This is a genomic window from Kitasatospora sp. NPDC032150 (genome assembly GCF_055579945.1).
This window is the reverse complement of the sequence record NZ_JBVIMH010000005.1, coordinates 261,529-285,646: the sequence shown is the minus strand read 5'-3', so window position 1 is coordinate 285,646 and position 24,118 is coordinate 261,529. Positions and strand designations below refer to the sequence as shown.

1 protein-coding gene is annotated in these 24,118 nt (G+C 71.3%); it reads left to right on the top strand.

Annotated features, from left to right (window positions below; genetic code table 11):
• Positions 1–56 precede the first annotated feature (56 nt).
• Positions 57–24,116, top strand: a complete 24,060-nt coding sequence (locus ACZ5ON_RS09225; protein WP_465587865.1) for a non-ribosomal peptide synthase/polyketide synthase — start codon at positions 57–59, stop codon at positions 24,114–24,116.
• Positions 24,117–24,118: the final 2 nt, after the last annotated feature.

Here is a 24,118-nt window from a genome sequence, read left to right as displayed (position 1 = left end):
GGCGCGCTCCCGTGCGCCCTGCCACCAAGCCTGCCCACATCTCTGGAGGAACCCCCATGTCTCGTCGCGACGGCGACGCCCTTCCCCTGACAGCGGCTCAGCGTGAGATCTGGCTCGCCGAACAGCGGTCACGGATGGTCATTCCGGGCTATCGGATCGGCGAGTGTCTGGAGATCCACGGTCCGGTCGATGCAGAGCTGTTCGACACCGCGCTGCGCCGGGTGGTCGGTGAGGTCGACGCGCTGCACGTGAGCTTCGTCGACGACGACGGGGATCCGCGCCAGCTCGTCCACGAGACAGTGACCTGGGCGCCGACGCACCTCGATCTCAGTGGCGAGCCGGCGCCGCGCGCGGCGGCTCTGGAGTGGATGGCCCGGGACCAGACGCGCCCGCTGGACCTCGCTCGGGATCCGCTGTTCAGCTACGCGCTGATCAAGCTGTCGCCGAGTCACTTCCTCTGGTACCAGAGCTACCACCACCTCGTGATGGACGGATTCGGCTACACCCTGGTCAGGCAGCGGCTCGCGGAGACGTACACGGCGCTGGCCGAGGGCCACCCGGTGCCGCCGTCGGCCTTCGGCTCACTGCACGACCTGGTGGAGCGGGACGCCGCCTACCAGTCCTCCGCGCAGTACACCGCCGACCGTTCGTACTGGATGGAGCGGTTCGCCGACCGGCCGGCGCCGACGCGGGTCACCCACCGGGCTCCGGGCGACCCGGCCAGTGCCCTCCGCATGACCGGGGAGTCGGCGCTGCTCCGCCCGGAGGTGCTTCGGGCGGCGGCCGAGCGGGCCGGCGTCCGGTGGTCCCGCCTGCTGATCGCCGCCACGGCTCTCTACGCTCACCGGCTGACCGGGGACCGGGACGTGGTGATCGGCCTTCCCGTCACCGGACGCGGGCCGGCCGAACCCGTCCTGATGTCCGTGCCCGGCGCGGTGTCGAACGTGGTACTGCTGCGGCTGTCGGTGCGGCCGGACATGCGGTGGCACGACCTCGTCGCTCAGGCGGCACGGGAGGTCGACGCCGCCCTCGTACACCAGCGCTATCGCAGCGAGGACCTGCTCCGGGACCTCGGCCTGCCCGGGATCATCGGGTCGGCGTTCCCCCTGGTCGTCAACATCATGGTCTTCGACTCCCGGCCGAGTTTCGCGGGGCATCCCGCCACGGTGCGCCACCTGGCCGCCGGAGCCACCACCGACCTGGCGATCTGGGTGCTGGGACACCGGGACGGCAGCTCTCTGCAGCTCAAACTCCACGGTTCGCCTCAGACCCACGGCGACGACGAACTCACCGCCCACCTGCAGCGCCTGCTCGCACTGCTGGACACCGTGGCGGACTGCGCCCCGCAGGAGCCGGTCGGCCGGATCGGCCTGCTCGCGGCGGGCGAGGAGCGCGAACTGCTGGCCGTTGGCGCGGGTGCGGTGGCGGAGGTCCCGGCCGAGACTTTGCCGGAGCTGTTCGCTGCGCAGGCCCAGGCGATGCCGGACGCGGTCGCGGTGGTGGGGCCGGACGCGTCGTTCACGTATGCGGAGCTGGACGTGCGGGCGAACCGGTTGGCGCATGCCCTTATCGGCCGGGGTGTGGGGCCGGAGCGGCTGGTGGCGGTGGCTTTGCCGCGGTCGGCGGAACTGGTGGTGGCGATCCTGGCGGTGCTGAAGGCGGGGGCGGCGTATGTTCCGGTCGATCCGGAGTACCCGGCCGCGCGGATCGCGTACATGTTCGGCGACGCGCGGCCGGCGGTGCTGGTGACCGATGCCCGTACCCGGGAGCGGCTGGGCGATGTCGGTCCGGCTGGGTGTTTGGTGCTGGATGACCCGGACACGGCGGCACTGTTGGCGGGTTGCCCGCAGGTGGATCCGGTGGTGGCCGTCGAGCCGGAGCATCCGGCGCAGGTCATCTACACCTCCGGGTCCACCGGGCGGCCGAAGGGCGTGGTGACGACGTACGGCGGTTTGCGGAACCTGTTCGCGAACCAGCGGCAGGTGCTGTTCCCGTCGCAGAAGCGTCTTCGGGTGGGACTGACCACGTCGGTGTCGTTCGACGCTGCCTGGGACCAGTTGTTCGGCTTGTTCGCGGGTCATGAGCTGCATGTGCTGGACAATGCGACCTGGACGGACCCGGATGCCTTTGTCGAGTATGCCGCGCGCTGCGGGCTCGAGTACATCGGTGCGACCCCGTCGTATCTCCAAGTTCTGGTTTCGCGAGGGTTGTTGAGCGATCCGCGGTGGCGTCCGGCGATGGTCGCGGCGGGTGGTGAGGCTGTCCCGGAGCAGTTGTGGGAGCAGTTGCGGTCGGCCGACGGGGTGTCCTGCCTCAACCTGTACGGGCCGTCCGAGTGCACGGTCAACTCGGTGATCGCACCGCTGGATTCGAGTCCGCGTCCGGTGATCGGCCGGCCGGTCGCCAACACCCGGTTGTATGTGCTCGACGGCGCGCTGCAGCCACTGCCGGCCGGTGCGCGGGGTGAGCTGTACGTCGCGGGGGCGGGGCTGGCGCGGGGCTACCTGAACCGGCCGGGTTTGACGGCCGGGCGGTTCGTGGCGGATCCGTTCGGGCCGGCGGGTGGGCCCCTCCTGCCCGATGGCGGGCAAGGAGGGCGGATGTACCGCACCGGTGACCTGGTGCGGTGGGGCGCGGATGGGAATCTGGAGTTCCTCGGCCGTACCGACGACCAGGTCAAGGTCCGCGGTTTCCGGGTGGAGCTCGGCGAGATCGAGGCCGTGCTGCTTGAGCATCCGCAGGTCACGCAGGCCGTGGTAGCGGTCCGTACCGGGGAGGATGCCCGGCTGGTCGGCTATGTCGTGCCGACGCCCGGTGCCACGGTGGCGGTTGGCGAGCTTCGCGAGCATCTGCGGGAGCGGCTGCCGGAGTACATGGTGCCGGCCGTGTTCGTGACGTTGGACGAACTGCCGCTGACTCCGAGCGGGAAGCTCGACCGACGGGCCCTTCCCGAGCCCGAGCTGACGCCGTCTTCTGCCCCGGGCCGGGCCCCGCGCACCGCAACCGAGCACCTGCTCGCCGGCTTGTTCGCCGAGGTGCTCGGCGTCCTGGAGGTCGGGCTGGACGACAGCTTCTTCGACCTCGGCGGACACTCGCTGTTGGCCACCCGGCTGGTCGCCCGGGCACGGTCGGTCCTGGGCGTGGAGCTGAGGCTGGCCGACCTGTTCGACGCGCCGACGGTGGCCGGCCTGGCAGCAGCGGTGGCAGCGGTCGACGGTGCAGACCGGACGCGGCCGGCGCTTGGACGGTGCGAGCGGCCCGAGACGGTACCGCTGTCCTTCGCGCAGCGCCGGCTGTGGTTCCTGCACCGCATGGAGGGCCCGAGCGCCACCTACAACATCCCGCTGACACTGCGGCTTTCGGGGCACCTGGACCAGCGGGCGCTGGAAGCAGCGCTGGCGGACGTGGTCGAGCGGCACGAGAGCCTGCGCACCGTCTTCCCGACGGTGGACGGTGTGCCGTACCAGCGAGTGCTGGACCTCGACGAGGCACGCCCCCGGGTGCGGGTGACCGAAGTCGGCGAGACGGAGCTGGTGGAGCGGCTGGCGGAGGCAGCCCGATACGGCATCGACCTGGCGGTGGAGCCGCCGCTGCGGGCCGAGTTGTTCGAGCTGGGAGCCGAGGAGCATGTGCTGCTGCTGGTGGTGCATCACATCGCCGGTGATGGCTGGTCGATGGGGCCGCTCTCGCGGGACCTGACCACCGCATACGCGGCCCGGGCCGAAGGAGCCAAGCCCGAATGGACGCCGCTGCCGGTCCAGTACGTCCACTACACCCTCTGGCAACGAGAGCTGCTCGGCGACGGCTCGGATCCGGACAGTCTACAGAACAGCCAACTCGCCTACTGGAAAGAGCAGTTGGCCGACCTGCCTGAGCAGGTCGAGCTGCCGTTCGACCGGCCCCGACCAACCGCAATGTCCTACCAGGGCGCCCACCTACCGATGCGGATCGACGCCGAGCTCCACCAAGGCCTGCGCAAGCTCGCCCGCAACGGTGGAGCCAGCCTCTTCATGGTGCTGCAAGCCAGCCTGGCCACCCTGCTGAGCAAACTCGGCGCCGGCACCGACATCCCCATCGGCACCCCGATCGCCGGACGCACCGACGAGGCCGTGGACGAGTTGGTCGGCTTCTTCGTCAACACCCTGGTGCTGCGCACAGACCTCTCCGGCGATCCGTCGTTCGCTGAACTGCTGGGCCGGGTGCGTGCCAGCGCGCTGGCTGCGTATGCGCACCAGGACGTGCCGTTCGAGCACCTGGTGGAGGCATTGAACCCGACCCGGTCGCTGGCGCACCACCCGCTGTTCCAGACCATGCTCGCGTTGCAGAACGCGCCGTTCGCCACGTTCGACCTGCCGCGGCTGCGCGTGGCGACCGACCTGGTCCACACCGGGACGGCCAAGTGCGACCTGACCTTCATCCTGGCCGATCAGCCTGGCGAGGACGGCCTGTCGGGTGTGGTGGAGTACAGCACCGACCTGTTCGACGAGGCCACCGTGGCGGGGATCGTCGAGCGGTGGCTGCGGCTGCTGCGGGCTGTGGTCGCCGACCCCGGCCGGCGGATCGGCCAGGTGGACGTGCTGTCCGCCGAGGAGCTCCGCGCGCTGCTCCCGGCTCGTACCGACCAGGGTGAGGAGCTGCGGGAGAGCGGCCTGACCGCGCTGTTCGAGCGGCAGGTGCGGGCGAACCCGGCCGCTGCCGCCCTTACGGACGGCGAAGTCACCTTGACCTACGGCGAGTTGAACGCCCGGGCGAACCGGCTGGCGCACGCCCTGATCGCCCGGGGCATGGGTCCGGAACAGTTGGTGGCGCTGGCCTTGCCGCGCTCGGCCGAACTGGTGGTCGCGGTCCTCGCGGTGCTCAAGGCGGGTGCCGCCTATGTTCCGGTGGACCCGCAGTACCCGGCCGCCCGGATCGCCTACCTGCTCCAGGACTCCCGACCCGCTCTTCTTCTGACGACCAGTCAAATCGGTGAACTGCCGGGTGCGGACCCGGTGGACCGTCTGCTGCTGGACGACCCGGCGACCGCCGCGCTGGTGGCAGCCTGCCCGGACGGCGACCCCGGCATCGCCGTCGATCCGCGGCACCCGGCATATGTCATCTACACCTCCGGCTCCACCGGGAAGCCCAAGGGTGTCGTGGTGCCGCACCGGAACGTGGTGCGGCTGTTCGACGCCACCCGGGAGCTGTTCGGGTTCTCCGCGGACGACGTGTGGACGCTGTTCCACTCCTACGCCTTCGACTTCTCGGTGTGGGAGCTGTGGGGCCCGCTGCTGTACGGCGGCCGTTTGGTGGTCGTGGACCACGAGACCAGCCGCTCGCCCGGCCGGTTCCTGGAGCTCCTCGCCCGTGAGCGGGTTACGGTGCTCAACCAGACGCCGTCCGCCTTCTACCAGCTGATGCAGGCGGACGCGGAGGAACCGGAGACCGGCCGTGAACTCGCCCTGCGCACGGTGGTGTTCGGCGGCGAAGCGCTGGAGCCCGGTCGGCTCGCCGACTGGTACGAGCGGCACCCGGACGACGCGCCGCGGCTGGTCAACATGTACGGCATCACCGAGACCACGGTGCACGTCACCCACGCGGCGCTCGACCGGGCCGGTACCCCGGTCGGCCAGATCGGCACAGCCATCCCGGACCTGCGGACGTACGTGCTGGACAACGGCCTGCGCCCGGTCGCCCCGGGCGTCGCGGGCGAGCTGTACGTCGCGGGGCCGGGCCTCGCGCGCGGCTACCTGAATCGGCCGGGCCTGACCGCCGGGCGGTTCGTGGCGGACCCGTTCGGTCCGGCCGGTGCGCGCATGTACCGTAGCGGCGACGTGGCGCGCCGGGGTGCGGACGGCAGCCTGCGGTTCGTCGGCCGGGCCGACCAGCAGGTGAAGGTACGCGGTTTTCGGATCGAACTCGGTGAGATCGAGGCGGTGATCGCTGAGTACCCGGGCGTCGCCCAGGTTGCCGTCCTGGCGCGGCAGGACCGGGTGGACGACACCCGACTGGTCGCCTACCTGGTGCCGGCCCCGGGCGCCGCACCGCGCTCGGCCGAACTGCGCGAGCACCTGCGGGAGCGGCTGCCGGAGTACATGGTGCCGGCCGCGTTCGTGGAGTTGGACGCGCTGCCGCTGACCGTCAACGGCAAGCTGGACCAACGGGCGCTGCCCGTACCCGAGTTCGCCCTGACGAGCACTTGCCGGGCGCCGCGCACGCCGCAGGAGCAGATCCTGTGCGAGCTGTTCGCCGAGGTCCTCGGGGTGGCCGAGGCCGGTGTCGAGGACAGCTTCTTCGACCTGGGCGGGCACTCGCTGCTGGCGACCCGCCTAGCCGCCCGAGTCCGCGCGACCCTCGGGGTGGAACTGGAGCTGCGCACCCTGTTCGAGGCGCCGACCCCGGCTGGCGTGGCCTCCGCCCTGGTGGGGGCCCGCCAGGCGCAGCTGGCACTGATGCCCCACCCGCGGCCGGGGAGGATCCCGCTGTCGTTCGCGCAGCGGCGGTTGTGGTTCTTGCACCAGCTGGAGGGTGCTGGCGCGAACTACCACATCTCCCTGGCGTGGCGACTGTCCGGCCCGCTCGACCGGCCGGCGATGCAGGCCGCCCTGGCGGACGTGGTGGCCCGGCACGAAAGCCTGCGCACGGTCTTCCCGGCGGTGGACGGTGTGCCGTACCAGAAGGTGCTGGACGTCGCCCTGGCCCGCCCGCGGTTGAACGTGAGCCGGACCACCGAGGCCGAGCTCGCCGGTGTGCTGGCGGCGGCGAAGGCCGGTCCGTTCGACCTGGCGGTAGACCTGCCGTTGCGCGTTGAGCTGTTCGAGCTGGCGCCGGACGAGCACGTGCTGCAGGTGGTGCTCCACCACATCGCGGCTGACGGCTGGTCGCTGGGCCCGTTCGCGCAGGACCTGACCGCCGCGTACGCGGCGCGTTGTCGCGGTGAGGAGCCGCAGTGGGTGGCGCTGCCGGTCCAGTATGCCGACTACACCCTGTGGCAGCACGAGCTGCTCGGCGATGCCACCGACCGGGACAGCTCGTTCGCCCGCCAAGCTGACTATTGGACCCGGCAGCTGGCCGATCTGCCGGAGCAGCTACAGCTGCCCACCGACCGGCCCCGCCCGGCGGTCGCCTCGCACCGGGGCGGACTCGTGCGCGCCGGACTGGACGCCGAGCTGCACCGCGGCCTGCGCGAGCTCGCCCGCGCCAACGGGACCAGTCTGTTCATGGTGCTGCAGGCTGGACTGGCGGCGCTGCTGAGCAAGCTCGGCGCGGGCGAGGACATTCCGATCGGCAGCCCGGTCGCCGGGCGGACCGACCAGGCGCTGGACGAACTGGTCGGCTACTTCGTCAACACCCTGGTGTTCCGTACCGACACCTCGGGCGACCCGACGTTCGCCGAACTGCTGGGCCGGGTCCGGGACACCGCGCTGGCCGGTTACGCGCACCAGGACCTGCCGTTCGAGTACCTGGTCGAGGCCCTCAATCCGGTGCGGTCGCTGGCGCACCACCCGCTGTTCCAGGTCATGCTGGTGCTGCAGAACAACTCCCGGGCCGACTTCGTCCCGCCCGGCCTGCGGGTTGGCGGCGTGCCGCTGGCCACCAGCACGTCCAAGCTCGACCTGGTCTTCTCGATGTCCGAGCGACACGCGGAGGACGGCGCCCTGGAGGGGATCGAAGCCTTCGTCGAGTACACCAGCGACCTGTACGACCCGGCCACCGTCGAAACGATGATCGCGCGGTGGGAGCGGCTGCTCGGCGCGGCGGTCGCCGACCCACAGCGGCGGCTCAGCCGATTCGACTTGCTCTCCGCCGAGGAACGCCGCCAACTGCTGTCCGAGCAGAGCGCGGTGACCGCCCCGGCCGCGCCCGCGGGTCTGCCCGCCTTGTTCGAGGCCCGGGTGACGGCAGGGCCGGACGAGGCGGCCCTGGTGTCCGGCAAGACCGTGCTGACGTACGGGGAGCTGAACGCGTGGGCCAACCGGCTGGCCCACACGCTGATCCGGCGCGGCGTGGGCCCGGAGCGGCTGGTGGCGCTGGTCCTGCCGCGCTCGGTCGAGCAGGTGGTCGCCCTCCTGGCGGTGCTCAAGACCGGGGCCGCGTACCTGCCGATCGACCCGGACTACCCGGCCGCCCGCATCGAATTCATGCTCACGGACGCCCGTCCCGCACTGCTGGTCACCACCGGCGCGCTCGACGCAGGTCTGCCCGGCGTGCCCGGGCTCGACCGGCTGGTGCTCGATGCACCGGACATTGCCGCCGAGTTGGGGCTGCGGCCGGAGACCGACCCCGATGTCGTCGTCGAGCCCGAGAACGCCGCGTACGTGATCTACACCTCCGGTTCCACCGGCCGGCCCAAGGGTGTGGTGGTCAGCCACGTGGGTGTGCCGAGTCTGGTGGCCGCCCAGGTCGAGCGGTTCGCGATCGAGCCGGGCAGCCGGGTGCTCCAGTTCTCCTCGCCGAGCTTCGACGCCTCGGTGTCGGAGGTTCACACGGCCCTGTTGAGCGGCGCGGCGCTGGTGCTGCCGTCGGCGGCTGATCCGGTTTCGGCACTGAGCGACCGGAGCCTCGCGGTCACCCATGCGACGGTTCCGCCGTCCGTGCTGGCGGCACTGGTGGAGGACGCGGTGACCGTGTCGACACTGGTGGTGGGGGGTGAAGCGTGTTCGCCGGAGCTGGTGGCGCGGTGGGCGCCGGGGCGGCGGATGATCAACGCGTACGGTCCGACGGAGACCACGGTGTGCGCGACGATGAGCGATCCGTTGTCGCCGTCCTCCGGTGTGCCGCCGATCGGTCGTGCGATCGCCGGACTGCGGGTGTACGTGCTGGACGAGTGGCTGTGCCCGGTGCCGCCGGGTGTGCCGGGTGAGCTGTATGTGGCGGGTGTGGGGCTGGCCCGGGGGTATCTGAACCGGCCGGGTTTGACGGCCGGGCGGTTCGTGGCGGATCCGTTCGGGTCGGCGGGTGGGCCCCTCCTGCCCGATGGCGGGCCGGGAGGGCGGATGTACCGTACCGGTGACCTGGTGCGGTGGGGTGCGGATGGGAATCTGGAGTTCCTCGGCCGGGCCGATGACCAGGTGAAGGTGCGTGGTTTCCGGATCGAGCTCGGTGAGATCGAGGCGGTGCTGGCGGGGCACTCGCAGGTCGCGCAGGTCGCGGTGATCGTCCGGCAGGATCGGGTGGATGACAGGCGGCTGGTCGCCTATCTGGTGCCTGTTGGCGGGGCGGAGCTCCAGCCGGATGTGTTGCGGACGTACTTGCGCGAGCGGCTGCCGGAATTCATGGTGCCGGCCGCGTTCGTGTCCATGGATGCGTTGCCGCTGATGGTCAATGGCAAGCTGGATCGGCGTGCCTTGCCCGAGCCCGAGTTCACCGGGTCACGGGTGGGCCGGGCGCCGCGTACTCCCCAGGAGCACGTCCTTGCCGAGTTGTTCGCTGAGGTGCTTGGCGTGGCCGGGGTCGGGGTCGATGACGACTTCTTCGAGCTGGGCGGGCACTCGCTGCTGGCGACTCGGCTGGTGGCCCGGGTGCGTGCGACGCTGGGTGTGGAGCTGGAGTTGCGCAGCTTGTTCGAGACGCCGACGGTGGCGGGTGTGGCCGCCGTGCTGGGTGGGGCCGGCCGGGCGCGGCTCGCGCTGAGCTGCGTGGAGCGGCCCGGTCGGGTCCCGCTGTCGTCGGCGCAGCGCCGGCTGTGGTTCCTGCACCAGTTGGAGGGTGCCGGTTCGGTCTACAACATGCCGCTGGCGTGGCGGCTGTCGGGGCTGCTGGACCGGGTGGCCCTGGAGGCAGCGCTCGGGGATGTGATCGACCGGCACGAGAGCCTGCGCACGGTCTACCCTGCGGTGGATGGTGTGCCGTACCAGCAGGTGTTGGATGCCGGGACGGTCCGGCCGCGGCTGCTGGTCACCCGGGTCGGTGAGAGGGACCTGGCACAGCTGCTGGTCTGTGCCGCCGGGCGCGGTTTCGACCTCGCGGCCGAACCTCCGTTGCGTGCCGAGGTGTTGGAGCTTTCGGCAGACGAGCATGTGCTGTTGGTGGTGGTGCACCACATTGCTGGTGACGGCTGGTCGCTGGGCCCGTTGGCCGCCGATCTGGCTGGCGCGTATGCGGCGCGCTGCCAGGGTGAGGAGCCGCGGTGGGCGCCGCTGCCGGTGCAGTACGCCGACTACACCCTGTGGCAGGACCGGCTGCTCGGCGAGGTCACCGATCCGGGCAGCCTGTTCTCCCGTCAGCTGTCCTACTGGACCGAGCAGTTGGCTGGGCTGCCGGAGCAGATCCGGTTGCCTGCCGACCGGCATCGTCCCGCGGTCCCCTCCTACCGTGGCGGCCACTTGGTGGTCGAGCTGGATGCCGAGCTGCATGCCGGGCTGGTGCGCCTGGGTCGGGAGCATGGGGCGAGCGTCTACATGGTGTTGCAGGCTGCTTTGGCGACGCTGCTGAGCAAGCTGGGTGCGGGGGAGGACATTCCGGTCGGCAGTCTGATCGCCGGCCGGACCGATGAGGCGCTGGATGACCTCGTCGGGTTCTTCGTCAACACTCTGGTGCTCCGCACCGACACCTCGGGTGATCCGTCCTTCGCTGAACTGTTGGGCCGGGTTCGGGAGGGTGCGTTGGCTGCGTACGCGCACCAGGACCTGCCGTTCGAGCACGTGGTCGAGGCCCTCAATCCGGCCCGTTCGCTCGCCCGTCAGCCGCTGTTCCAGGTGTTGTTGGCGTTGCAGAACGTGCCCCGTACCGAGTTTGTGTTGAGCGGTCTGCGCGCCGAGATCGTGCCGGTGTGGACGCCTACGGCGATGTTTGACCTCTCCTTCCACTTGCTGGAGCAAGGTGGCGGCGGGGGGCCGGCCGAGGGCATCGTCGGGCGGGTCGAGTACGCCACCGACCTGTTCGACCACGCCACGGTGGAGGCCCTGGTCGCCCGGTGGCTGCGGGTGTTGGCGGCGGTGGTCGCTGAGCCGGACCGGCCGCTGAGCCGGATCGACGTCCTCACCGTCGAGGAGCGGCACGAGCTGCTGGTCGGGCGCAACGACACCGCCCGCCCGGCCCCCGCCGTCATCGGTCTGGCGGCGCTGTTCGAGGCGCAGGTCCGGGCGATCCCGCAGGCCGCAGCGGTGGTGTTCGAGGACACCGTGCTGACGTACGGGGAGCTGAACCGCCGGGCCAACCGGCTGGCGCACGCGCTGATCGGGCGGGGGGTGGGGCCGGAGCAGGTCGTCGCCGTGCAGTTGCCGCGGTCGGTGGAGCTGGTGGTCGCCGTCCTCGCGGTGCTCAAGACGGGTGCGGCGTACCTGCCGGTCGACCCGGAGTACCCGGCCGCCCGTATCGCGTACATGCTGGAGGATGCGCGGCCCCTCGTGGTGCTCGACGACCTGGCGGCCGTCACGCCGGCCGAGGAGCAGTTGGAGAGCGACCCGTCCGTCGCCGTGGATGTGCGGCATTTGGCCTACGTCATCTACACCTCCGGCTCCACCGGCCGGCCCAAGGCCGTGGTGATGCCCGTGGCCGGGCTGGTGAACCTGTTGCAGTGGCACCACCGGGCCGTTGGTGGTGAACCGGGTACCAGGACCGCGCAGTTCACCGCGATCAGCTTCGACGTCTCGGTGCAGGAGATGCTCTCCGCCCTGCTGTTCGGCAAGACCTTGGTGGTGCCGACCGATGAGCAGCGCCGCAGCGCCGAGTTGTTCGCGCACTGGCTGGACCGGCACCAGGTCGAGGAGTTGTTCGCGCCCAACCTGGTGATCGAGGCGCTGGCGGAGGCCGCCGAGGAGGCCGGGCTGGAGCTGCCGAGCCTGCGGGTGATCGCGCAGGCCGGTGAGGCGATGCGGCTGGGCGGTGCGCTGCGCGGCTTCCACTCCCGCCGGTCGGGTCGGGAGTTGCACAACCACTACGGGCCCGCCGAGACCCATGTGGTCACTGCCTACCCGCTGCCGGCCGACCCCGCCGACTGCCCGCTGCCGGTGCCGATCGGCCGTCCGATCGCCAACTGCCAGGTGTACGTGCTGGATTCCTCCCTGCGACCGGTCGCTCCCGGCGTGACGGGCGAGCTGTACCTGGCTGGGACGGCGCTGGCCCGCGGCTACCTGAACCGACCCGGACCGAGTGCGCAGCGGTTCGTGGCGTGCCCGTTCGGCCCGGCAGGTGCGCGGATGTACCGCACGGGTGACCTGGTTCGCTGGCGCGCCGACAGCGAGTTGGAGTTCGCAGGCCGGGTGGATGACCAGGTCAAGGTCCGCGGCTTCCGGATCGAACCCGGCGAGATCGAGGCCGAGCTGGCCGCGCACCCCGGCGTGGCGCAGGTCGCCGTGCTCGCCCGTGAGGACCGGCCGGGTGAGATTCGGATCGTCGCGTACGTGGTGCCGTCGGCCGAGAACGGCGCAACGACGGCGGCGCTGGCGGCACACCTACGCGACCGGGTGCCGGACTACCTGGTGCCGTCAGCGTTCGTACTACTGGACGTGCTCCCGCTGACCCCGAACGGGAAGCTGGACCGCGCGGCACTGCCCGCGCCCGAGCCGGGCACCCCCGGGAGCCGCCGCGCACCGCGCACACCGCAAGAGCAGATCCTGTGCGAACTATTCGCCGAGGTGCTCGGCGTGTCCGGGGTCGGGGTCGACGACAACTTCTTCGACCTGGGCGGACACTCCCTACTGGCAACCCGGCTGCTCTCGCGGGTCCGGGCAACCCTCAGCGTCGAGCTGGAACTGCGCAGCCTGTTCCAAACACCCACGCCCGCCGGACTCGCAGCCAAGCTACACGACGCCGACACCGCACGACAGGCCCTGATGCCAAGGCCCCGCCGCGAGCCCATGCCCCTGTCGTTCGCCCAGCGCCGCCTGTGGTTCCTCCAGCAGTTCGGAACGCCCAGCGCCACCTACCACATGCCACTCGCCCTACGACTGTCCGGCAACCTCGACCAGACCGCGCTGAGCGCCGCCCTCGCCGACGTAGTGGCCCGACACGAAACCCTACGCACAGTCTTCCCGCACACCGCCGGCGTCCCACACCAGCGGGTACTGGACGCCACCGAAGCCGCCATCGAGCTGACGGTACGCCACGCCAATGAAGCGCAGCTACCAGCAGCACTGCGAGAGGCAGCAGTGCGCGGCTTCGACCTGGAGACCGAACTGCCGCTGCGCGCCGAGCTGTTCACACTCACCCCGAACGAGCACGTGCTGCTGGTCGTCCTACACCACATCGCCGGTGACGGCTGGTCCATGGGCCCACTGGCCCGCGACCTCGCCACCGCCTACGCCACCCGGCACAGCGGCGAAGCACCCAAATGGCCACCGCTACCGGTGACCTACAGCGACTACACACTCTGGCAGCACGAGATCCTCGGCGACGAGCACGACGCCAACAGCGCATTCGCCCACCAACTCGCCTACTGGACCCAGACACTGGCCGGACTACCCGACCAACTCCAACTCCCAACCGACCGGCCCCGCCCAGCCGCCGCGTCCTACCACGGCGACCTACTGGACATCCAAATCAACGCCGAACTACACACAGCACTGCTGAAGCTGGCACGTCACACCGGCACCAGTCTCTTCATGGTCCTCCAGGCCGGCCTCGCCGCACTGTACACACGACTGGGCGCGGGAACAGACATCCCAATCGGAAGCCCAATCGCAGGCCGCACCGACGAAGCACTGGACGACCTGGTCGGATTCTTCGTCAACACACTGGTGCTGCGCACGGACACGAGCGGTGATCCGAGTTTCGCCGAGCTGTTGGGGCGGGTGCGGGAGACGGCGCTGTCCGCCTTCGCGCACCAGGACGTGCCGTTCGAACACCTGGTGGAGGTGCTGAACCCGTCCCGGTCGCTGTCGTACCACCCGCTGTTCCAGACCGGGTTGGTCGTGCAGAACGCGCCGGGCGGCGAGTTCGACCTCCCCGGCCTCCGGGTCTCCGGGGTGACCGTGCCCACCGGGACCTCACGGCTCGACCTGACCTTCGGCCTCGCGGAGAACCACGGGCCCGACGGCGTGCCGGCCGGCCTGAGCGGTGCGGTCGAGTACAACACCGACCTGTTCGACCGCCGAACCGTCGAGACCCTCGTCGCCCGCTGGACCAGGCTGCTGGCCGTAGTCGCGGCCGAGCCCGACCGACCGATCGGCCTGGTCGGCGTGCTGGCGGAGGAAGAGCGCCGCGACCTGGTGGACGGGTTCAACGACACCTCGGTGGCGGTGGGCGAATACCACCTCCCCGCCGTGTTCGCCGCCCGGGTGGCGGCGACTCCGGACGCTGTTGCTCTGGTCGGTCCTGGTGGGGAGTTGACGTACAGTCAGCTCAATGCTCGGGCGAACCGGCTCGCGCATGCGCTGATCGCTCGGGGTGCGGGTCCTGAGCAGGTCGTGGCGGTGGCGTTGCCGCGGTCGGTGGAGTCGGTAGTGGCGATCCTGGGTGTGTTGAAGGCCGGGGCCGCGTACCTTCCGGTGGATCCGGCGTACCCGGAGTCGCGGATCGCGTACATGCTTCAGGATGCTCGTCCTGCGGTGGTGGTCGACGATCCGGCCATGGTTTCCGATGTGGCGGAGTGGCCGGAGACGGATCCGGTGGTGGCGTTGGATGTCCGGCATCCGGCGTACGTGATCTACACCTCGGGTTCGACCGGGCGGCCCAAGGGCGTAGTGGTCAGCCACGCGGGCGTGCCGAGTCTGGTGGCGGCGCAGGTCGAGCGGCTCGGCATCGAGGCCGGCAGCCGGGTGCTCCAGTTCGCCTCGCCCAGCTTCGACGCGTCCTTCTGGGACCTGTGCAGCGCCCTCCTGACCGGCGCCGCCCTCGTCCTGGCCCCGGCCGAGGCGCCGTTGGAGGCGCTGACGGACCACGGGCTCGGCGTCACCCACGTGACGCTGCCACCCTCGGCCCTGGCCGCGCTGGACTGCGCCGAACTCACGGCCACCACGCTGGTGGTGGCGGGTGAGGCGTGTTCGCCGGAGCTGGTGGCGCGGTGGGCGCCCGGGCGGCGGATGATCAATGCGTACGGCCCGACGGAGACGACGGTGTGCGCGACGATGAGCGAGCCGCTGTCGCCGGGCCTGGGTGTGCCGCCGATCGGTCGTCCGATCGCCAATGCGCGGGTGTACGTGCTGGACGAGCGGTTGTGTCCGGTGCCGCCGGGTGTGGCCGGGGAGTTGTACGTCGCCGGCCCCGGTCTGGCGCGCGGGTACCTGAATCGGCCGGGGCTGAGTGCGCAGCGGTTCGTGGCGTGCCCGTTCGGCCCGGCGGGTGGGCCCCTCCTGCCCGATGGCGGGCAAGGAGGGCGGATGTACCGCACGGGCGATCTGGTCCGGATGCGGGCCGACGGCGAGTTGGAGTTCGCAGGCCGGGCCGACGACCAGGTGAAGGTGCGCGGCTTCCGGATCGAGCCCGGCGAGGTCGAGACCGCCCTCGTCGCGCACCCGGCCGTCGCTCAGGCCGCCGCCCTCGCCCAGGACGACCGGCTCATCGGCTATGTGGTGCCGCACCCGGGCGCCTCGGTCAGGCCGGCGGAGCTGCGCGCACACCTGCTCGGCCGCCTGCCGGACTACCTCGTCCCGGCCGTCTTCGTGGTGCTGGACGCGTTGCCGCTGACCCCGAACGGGAAGCTGGACCGGGCGGCGCTGCCCGCGCCTGAGCCTGCGACCAGGGGGAGCGGCCGGGCTCCGCGCACGCCGCAGGAGCAGATCCTGTGCGAGCTGTTCGCCGAGGTGCTCGGCCGGTCGCAGGTCGGGGTCGACGACGGCTTCTTCGACCTGGGCGGGCACTCCCTGCTCGCCACCCGCCTGGTCGCACGGGTGCGTTCGGCACTCGGCGTCGAGGTCGGGCTGCGCACGCTCTTCGAGGCGCCGACGGTGGCCGGGCTGGCGGCGAAGCTCGCCGAGGCCGGCCGGGCCCGGCCCGCGCTGGTCGCCTGCGAGCGGCCGGAGGTGGTACCGCTGTCGTTCGCGCAGCGGCGGCTGTGGTTCCTGCACCGGATGGATGAGGCTGCCGCGACTTACCACATCCCGCTGGCACTCCAGTTGACCGGAACACTGGACGAGAAGGCGCTGTCCGAGGCGCTGGCCGATGTGGTGGTCCGGCACGAGAGCCTGCGGACGGTGTTCCCGGAGGTCGACGGCGTGCCGTGCCAGCGGGTCCTCGACCCGGAGGCGGCACGCCCGCAGGTGCGGGTGACCGAGGTCGCCGAGGCCGAGCTGCCGCAGCAGCTCGCCGAAGTGGCACGGCACCCGTTCGACCTGGCGGCGGAACCGCCGCTGCGGGCGGAGCTGTTCGCGCTCGCGCCGGACGAGCACGTGCTGCTGCTGGTCATGCACCACATCGCGGGCGACGGTTGGTCCACGGGCCCACTGGCCCGCGACCTGGCCGAGGCGTACGCCGCCAGGTGCGAGGGTCGCGCATCGGACCTGGCTGCTCTGCCCGTGCAGTACGCCGACTACACGCTGTGGCAGCGCGAGCTGCTCGGCGAGGTGGCCGATGAGGACAGTCTGTTCGCCGAGCAACTTGGCTACTGGGCTCGGAAGTTGGCCGATCTCCCGGAGCTGCTGCAACTGCCGGCCGACCGGCCTCGCCCGGCTGTCGCCAGCTACCGGGGGGACCACTTCGGCCTTGAGTTGACCCCCGAACTGCACGCTGCCCTGGCGGAGTTGGCGCGTCGTTCCGGTACCAGTCTGTTCATGGTGCTCCAGGCCGGCCTGGCGGCGTTGTACACCCGGTTGGGTGCGGGGACGGACATTCCGATCGGCAGCCCGATCGCGGGGCGTACCGACGAGGCGCTGGACGATCTGGTCGGGTTCTTCGTCAACACGTTGGTGCTGCGCACGGACACGAGCGGTGATCCGAGTTTCGCCGAGCTGTTGGGGCGGGTGCGGGAGACGGCGCTGTCGGCGTACGCGCACCAGGACGTGCCGTTCGAGCACCTGGTGGAGGTACTGAACCCGAACCGGTCACTGTCCCACCACCCGCTGTTCCAGACGGTCCTGGCCCTGCAGAACGCGCCGATGGGCGAGTTCGGGCTGCCCGGCCTCCGGGCCTCCTTGTCCGCCGTGCCGACCGGGACCGCCAAGTTCGACCTGGGCTTCAACCTGATCGAGCGGCACGGCCCGGACGGCAACCCGGCCGGAATCGTCGGCGCGGTCGACTACGCCACCGACCTGTTCGACCGTTCGACGGTCGCCGCCCTCGCCAGGCGCTGGACGCTCCTGCTGGAGGCTGTCGTCGCCGAGCCGGACCAGCCGATCGGCCGGATCGACCTCCTCGACGCCGACGAGCGCCGCCGGCTGCTGGAGGAGAACAACGCCACCGCCCTGCCCGTCAGCGCCGGCACTCTGCCGGAAGCCTTCGCCGCTCAGGTGCGGGCGACTCCGGGTGCTATTGCTCTGGTCGGTTCTGGCGAGGAGCTGACGTACCGTCAGTTGAATGCTCGCGCGAACCGGTTCGCGCATGCGCTGATCGCTCGGGGTGTGGCTCCGGAGCAGGTCGTGGCGGTGGCGTTGCCGCGGTCGGTGGAGTCGGTGGTGGCCGTCCTGGGTGTGTTGAAGGCCGGGGCCGCGTACCTTCCGGTGGATCCGGCGTATCCGCAGGCGCGGATCGCGTTCATGCTGGAGGACGCCCGGCCGTCGGTGGTGGTCGACGATCCGGCGCTGGTAGGCGAGGGTGACTGGCCGGACGCCGATCCGGAGATCGCGCTCGATGTCCGGCATCCGGCGTATGTGATCTACACCTCGGGTTCGACCGGGCGGCCCAAGGGCGTGGTGGTCGGCCATGGTGGCGTGGCGAGTCTGGTCGCCGCCCAGATCGAGCGGTTCGCGATCGAGGCCGGCAGCCGGGTGCTCCAGTTCGCTTCGCCGAGCTTCGACGCCTCGGTGTCGGAGATCTTCACGGCCCTGTTGTGCGGCGCGACGTTGGTACTGCCGCCGGCGGCGGAGCCGGTGGCCGCGTTGACCGACCCGGACCTTGCGGTCACCCATGTGACGGCGCCGCCGTCGGTGTTGGCGGCACTGCCGGAGGATGCGGTGAGCGTGTCGACGCTGGTGGTGGCGGGTGAGGCGTGCTCGCCGGAGCTGGTGGAACGCTGGGCGCCGGGCCGACGGATGATCAACGCGTACGGTCCGACGGAGACCACGGTGTGCGCGACGATGAGTGACCCGCTGTCCCCGGGGGCGGGCGTGCCGCCCATCGGCCGGCCGATCGCCAATGCCCGGGTGTACGTGCTGGACGAGCGGCTGCGACCGGTGCCCTCGGGCGTGCCGGGTGAGCTCTACGTCGCGGGCGTCGGTCTGGCGCGCGGGTACCTGAACCGGCCTGGTCTGACGGCCGGGCGGTTCGTCGCCTGCCCGTTCGGTGACGGCGGTGACCGCATGTACCGCACCGGCGACCTGGTGCGCTTCCGTACCGACGGCCGGCTGGAGTACGTCGGTCGCGCCGACGACCAGGTGAAGGTGCGCGGCTTCCGGATCGAACTCGGCGAGGTCGAGGCGGCCCTGGCCGAGCACCCCTCCGTCGCCCAGACCGCCGCCCTCGCCCAGGAGGACCGGCTCATCGGCTACGTCGTCCCGCGCCAGGACACCGCTCGGGACGACAGGCTCGAGGCGGACCACGTGGGTGAGTGGCGGGACATCTACGACTCGCTGCCCATTACCCCCCGCGAGGCCGCTTTCGGGCAGAACTTCGTCGGTTGGAACAGCAGTTACGACGCGAGCCCGATCCCGGTCGAGCAGATGCGCGAGTGGCGCGACGCCACCGTGGAACGCATCCTCGCCCTGCGCCCCCGCCGGGTGCTGGAGGTCGGCGTCGGCACCGGTCTGCTGCTCTCGCAGATCGCGCCGCACTGCGAGAGCTACTGGGCGACCGACTTCTCCGCCACCGCGATCGACGCGCTCACCGCCCAGGTCGCTCAGCAGGACGACCTGGCCGAACGCGTGGTGCTGCAGACCCGCCCGGCGCACGACACCGACGGGCTGCCCACCGGGCAGTTCGACACCATCGTGATCAACTCGGTGATCCAGTACTTCCCGTCCGCCGACTACCTGGCGGAGGTGATCGACCATCTGATGAGCCTGCTCGCCCCCGGCGGCGCGCTCTTCGTCGGCGACGTACGCAACCTGCGGCTGCTGCGCCCGCTGGCCACCGCCGTCCAGCTGCACCGGGCCACCGGCGGCACCGACCTGCCGGCGGTGCGCCGCGCGGTGGAGCAGGCCCTCCTGGTGGAGAAGGAGTTCCTGGTCGACCCGGACTTCTTCACCGTCCTGCGCGAGCGCGGCACCGACATCGGCGCGGTGGCCGTGGAGGTCAAGCGAGGCCGACACCACAACGAGCTGACCCGCTACCGCTACGACGTCACCCTGCACAAGCAGCCCGCCGTCCCGACGGCATCAACCGCGCCGCAGGAATTGACGTGGGGCCAAGAGGTCGCCGACCTCGCGGAACTGCGCGAGCTGCTCGCGCGGCGCGGCGCGGACCGGGTGCGGATCACCGAGGTGCCGAACCGGCGCCTCGCCCGCGAGGCCGCGCTGGCCCACGCGGTGCAGACCGGGGAGGGCTCGCTCGCGGAGCTGTTGGACCGGCTGCACGGCCCGGACGACGACGGCCTGCCCGACCCGGAGGACTTCCACGCCCTCGGCGACGAATTCGGACGCCGGGTGTACGTCACCTGGTCGCCCACCGCGTCCGACGCCCTGGACGTGCTCTTCGCCGGCGCGTCGGCACCGCAGGACGCCCCCGTCGAGGCCTACCGGCCGCTGCGGCCGCTGCGGCCGCTCCGCTCGTCCGGCACGGCGCTGTCGTCGCTGACCAACCGCCCGACCGGGAGCCGGGGCACCACTGCCCTCATCGGTGAACTCCGGGACTGGCTGCGCGACCGCCTGCCCGAATACCTCGTGCCGTCGGCCTTCGTGGTCCTGGACGCGCTGCCACTGACGGCCAGCGGCAAGCTCGACCGCCGCGCCCTGCCCGCCCCCGACCTCGGCTCGGCCGGAGCCGGGCGGGCACCGCGCACCCCGCAGGAACAGCTACTCGCCGAGCTGTTCGCCGATGTGCTCGGGCTGGCCCAGGTCGGCGTCGAGGACAGCTTCTTCGACCTCGGCGGGCACTCGCTGCTGGCGACCCGCCTGGCCTCCCGGGTCCGGGCGACCCTCGGCGCCGAGCTGGAGGTCCGTACGCTGTTCGAGCACCCGACCGTGTCCGCGCTGGCGGCCCGCCTCGACGGCTCCGGAGCACAGCGGCCCGCGCTGACCGCCCGCCCGCGCCCCGACCGGATCCCGCTGTCCTTCGCCCAGCGTCGCCTGTGGTTCCTGCACCAGATGGACGGGCCGAGCGCCACGTACAACATGCCGCTGGCGCTGCGCCTGGACGGCGAGCTCGACCGCGCGGCGCTGCGAGCCGCGCTCGGCGACGTGATCGCCCGGCACGAGAGCCTGCGGACGGTACTCCGCGAGACGGACGGCATCCCGTACCAGCTCGTGCTGAGCGCGGCCCAGGCCCCGTCCCCGGCGCTGAAGGTGGTCGGGCTCGACGAGAGCCGGCTGGCCGAGCGGCTGGCGGAGGCGGCCCGGCGCGGGTTCGACCTGGCCACCGAGCCGCCGATCCGGGCGGAGCTCTTCGCGCTCGCCCCCGACCGGCACGTACTGCTGGTCGTGGTGCACCACATCGCGGGCGACGGCTGGTCGATGGGCCCGCTCTCCCGCGACCTCGCAGCGGCCTACACGGCCCGCTGCCGGGGCGAGGAACCACAGTGGTCCCCGCTGCCGGTGCAATACGCCGACTACACCCTGTGGCAACGCGACCTGCTCGGCGACAACGCCGACCGGGACAGCCTGTTCGCCCGGCAACTCACCTACTGGGAAGATGAGTTGGCGGGACTTCCGGAGCTGGTCCAGGTGCCCGCCGACCGCCCCCGGCCAGCCGAAGCCTCCCAACGGGGCGGCCAGGTCGCGGTCCGGCTGGACGCCGAACTGCACCAGGACCTGCGGACCCTGGCCACCACACACGGTGCCAGCATGTTCATGGTGCTCCAGGCCGGCCTCGCCACCCTCCTCACCCGGCTCGGCGCCGGTACGGACATCCCGATCGGCAGCCCGATCGCCGGCCGCACCGACCAGGCGCTGGACGAACTCGTCGGCTTCTTCGTCAACACCCTGGTGCTGCGCACCGACACCAGCGGCGACCCCGGCTTCGCCGAACTGCTCGGCCGGGTACGGCAGAAGGCGCTCACCGCCTACGCCCACCAGGACGTGCCGTTCGAGTACCTGGTCGAGGTGGTCAACCCCGCCCGATCGCTGGCCCACCACCCGCTGTTCCAGATCATGCTGGCCCTGCAGAACGCGCCGGCGGGCGAGTTCACCCTGCCGGGACTGGAGACCAGCTACCTGGCGGCGCCCACCGGGACCGCACGGGTCGACCTAACCTTCAGCCTGGCCGAGCAGTACCGCCCGGACGGCAGCCTCGACGGCCTGGTCGGTGCGGTGGAGTTCGCCACCGACCTGTTCGACCCGGACACCGTGGAGCTGCTGTTCGCCCGCTGGGTGCGGCTGCTGCGTGCGGTGGTTGCCGACCCCGACCGGCCGATCAGCCGGATCGACATCCTGTCGGGCGAGGAACGCCACCGGCTGCTCGGCGAGTTCAACGACACCGCCGCCGAGCTGCCCGAGACCGCGCTGCCGGAGCTGTTCGCCCGCCAGGTCCGGGCCACCCCGGGCGCGGTGGCCGTCGTGGCGGCTGGCACCGAACTCACCTACCGGGAGCTCGACCTGCGGGCCAACCGCCTCGCGCGGGCACTGATCGGCCAAGGCGTGCGACCGGAGACCCCGGTGGCGGTGCTACTGGAGCGCTCGGCGGAGCTGGTCGTGGCGATCCTGGCGATCATCAAGGCGGGCGGCGCCTACGTCCCGCTCGACTCGCGCTTCCCCTCCTCCCGCATCGACCTGATCCTCCGGGAAACCGGTGCCGCGCTGGTACTCACCGAGGACGTGCTAACCGCACTGATCCAGGCCGAGCCCGATCCATCCGACGCTGAAGTCCCGTGCGATCCACAGCAGTTGGCGTACGTGATGTACACCTCCGGCTCGACCGGGCGGCCGAAGGGGGTGAGCGTCACCCACCGCGACGTGGCGGCCCTCGCGCTGGCCCCATGCTGGTCCGGTGGCGCCCACGACCGGGTGCTGCTGCACTCGCCAATCGCCTTCGACGCCGCGACGTACGAGCTGTGGACGCCACTGCTCAGCGGAGGCCGGGTCGTCGTCGCGCCACCCGACCGGCTCGATGTCGACCAGCTACACCGGACCATCACCGAACACCAGGTGACCGGACTGTGGCTGACGGCCGGTCTCTTCCACCTGGTAGCCGAAGAACGACCAACACTACTCACCGGAGTACGCGAGGTCTGGACCGGCGGTGACGTGGTCTCGCCGGCAGCCGTCACCCGGGTGCTGGCAGCCTGCCCCGGCATCACGGTGGTCAACGGCTACGGACCGACCGAGACCACGACCTTCGCCACCCACCACCAGGTACGCGCCCTCCCCACACACGCCACCACCGTCCCGATCGGCCGGCCGATGCCGAACATGCGGGCATACGTACTGGACGCCACACTGCGACCGGTACCGCCAGGAGTCGCCGGTGAGCTCTACCTCGCCGGCACAGGCACCACCCGAGGCTACCTGGACCGGCCCAGCCCCACCGCAGAACGCTTCACCGCCGACCCCTACGGGCCAGCCGGTCAGCGGATGTACCGCACAGGGGACCTAGCCCGATGGCTGGCCGACGGCACACTGGAGTTCGCCGGCCGCACGGACAACCAGATCAAGCTGCGCGGCTTCCGGATCGAACCCGGTGAAATCGAAGCCGTCCTCACCACAGCCCCAGGCATCGCCCAGGCCACCGTCGTCGCCCGCGAAGACCAACCAGGCGACCAGCGACTAGTCGCCTACCTGGTACCAACACCCGAAGGTGCGCCCGGGACGGGCGAGCTGCCCGACCGGCTGCGCCGCGAACTGCCCGAGTACATGGTGCCGTCGGCGTTCGTCACCCTGGATGTGCTGCCGTTGACCGCCAACGGCAAGCTGGACCGGGCCGCCCTGCCAGCCCCCGAGTACGGCACGACGGGCACCGGCCGCGGCCCCCGGACCCCACAGGAACAGCTGCTGTGCGCCCTGTTCGCCGAGATCCTCGGCCGCGAACAGATCCACATCGACGACAACTTCTTCGACCTGGGCGGACACTCGCTACTCGCCGCCCGCCTCGTCACCCGCATCCGCCAGACCCTCGGCCTCCAGATCAGCCTACGCACACTGTTCGAAGCACCGACCGTGGCCGGCCTCACCAACCGCTTGGCCATGAACGATCCCGACGACTCCTTCGAGGTGCTGCTGCCGCTGCGCCCGACCGGCAGCCGTCCGCCGCTGTTCTGCATCCACCCCGGCGGCGGCATCAGTTGGTCGTACAGCGGGCTGCTGAACCACGTCGGCCCGGAGTACCCGGTCTACGCGATCCAGGCGCGCGGCCTCGCCCGGCCGGAGGAACTTCCGAAGTCCTACGAGGAGATGGCGGCCGACTACGCCGACCAGATCCGCAAGGTCCAGTCCGACGGCCCGTACCGGCTGCTCGGCTGGTCCGCCGGCGGGCTGATCGCCCACGCGATCGCCTGCGAGCTGCAGGCCCGCGGCGAACGCACCGAGCTGCTGGCGATCCTCGACGCCTACCCGGTGAAGGACGTGGAGTTCGACGAGGCGCCCGTCCCGACCGAGCGGGACGTGCTCGTCGGGATCCTCGACTGCGACCCCGCCGAACTGGACGAAGGGCCGCTGTCCTACACCGAGGTCGCCGAGATCCTGCGCCGACGGGGCAGCGCCCTGGCGGACCTGGACGAGCGGCGTATCGAAGCCGTCGTCCAGATCATGATCAATAACGCCCAGCTGGCGCTCGACCACGACCCGGCCCGGTTCGACGGGGACCTGCTGCTGTTCAACTCCACCATCGACCGCACCGACGACTCGACCGGAGCCGGGATCTGGCAGCCGTACATCGCCGGCCGGATCGACTCGCACGACATCACCACCCGTCATGACCGGATGACCCAGCCCGGCTCGCTGGCCCAGATCGGACCGATCCTGGCCGCCAAGCTCGCCGAGGCCACCGCTGACACCTCGACCCCCAACCTGGAGGACTGACT

Coding starts and splice junctions, on each gene's coding strand:
- ACZ5ON_RS09225 (WP_465587865.1), top strand. CDS start 57: ATGTCTCGTCGCGACGGCGACGCCCTTCCCCTGACAGCGGCTCAGCGT.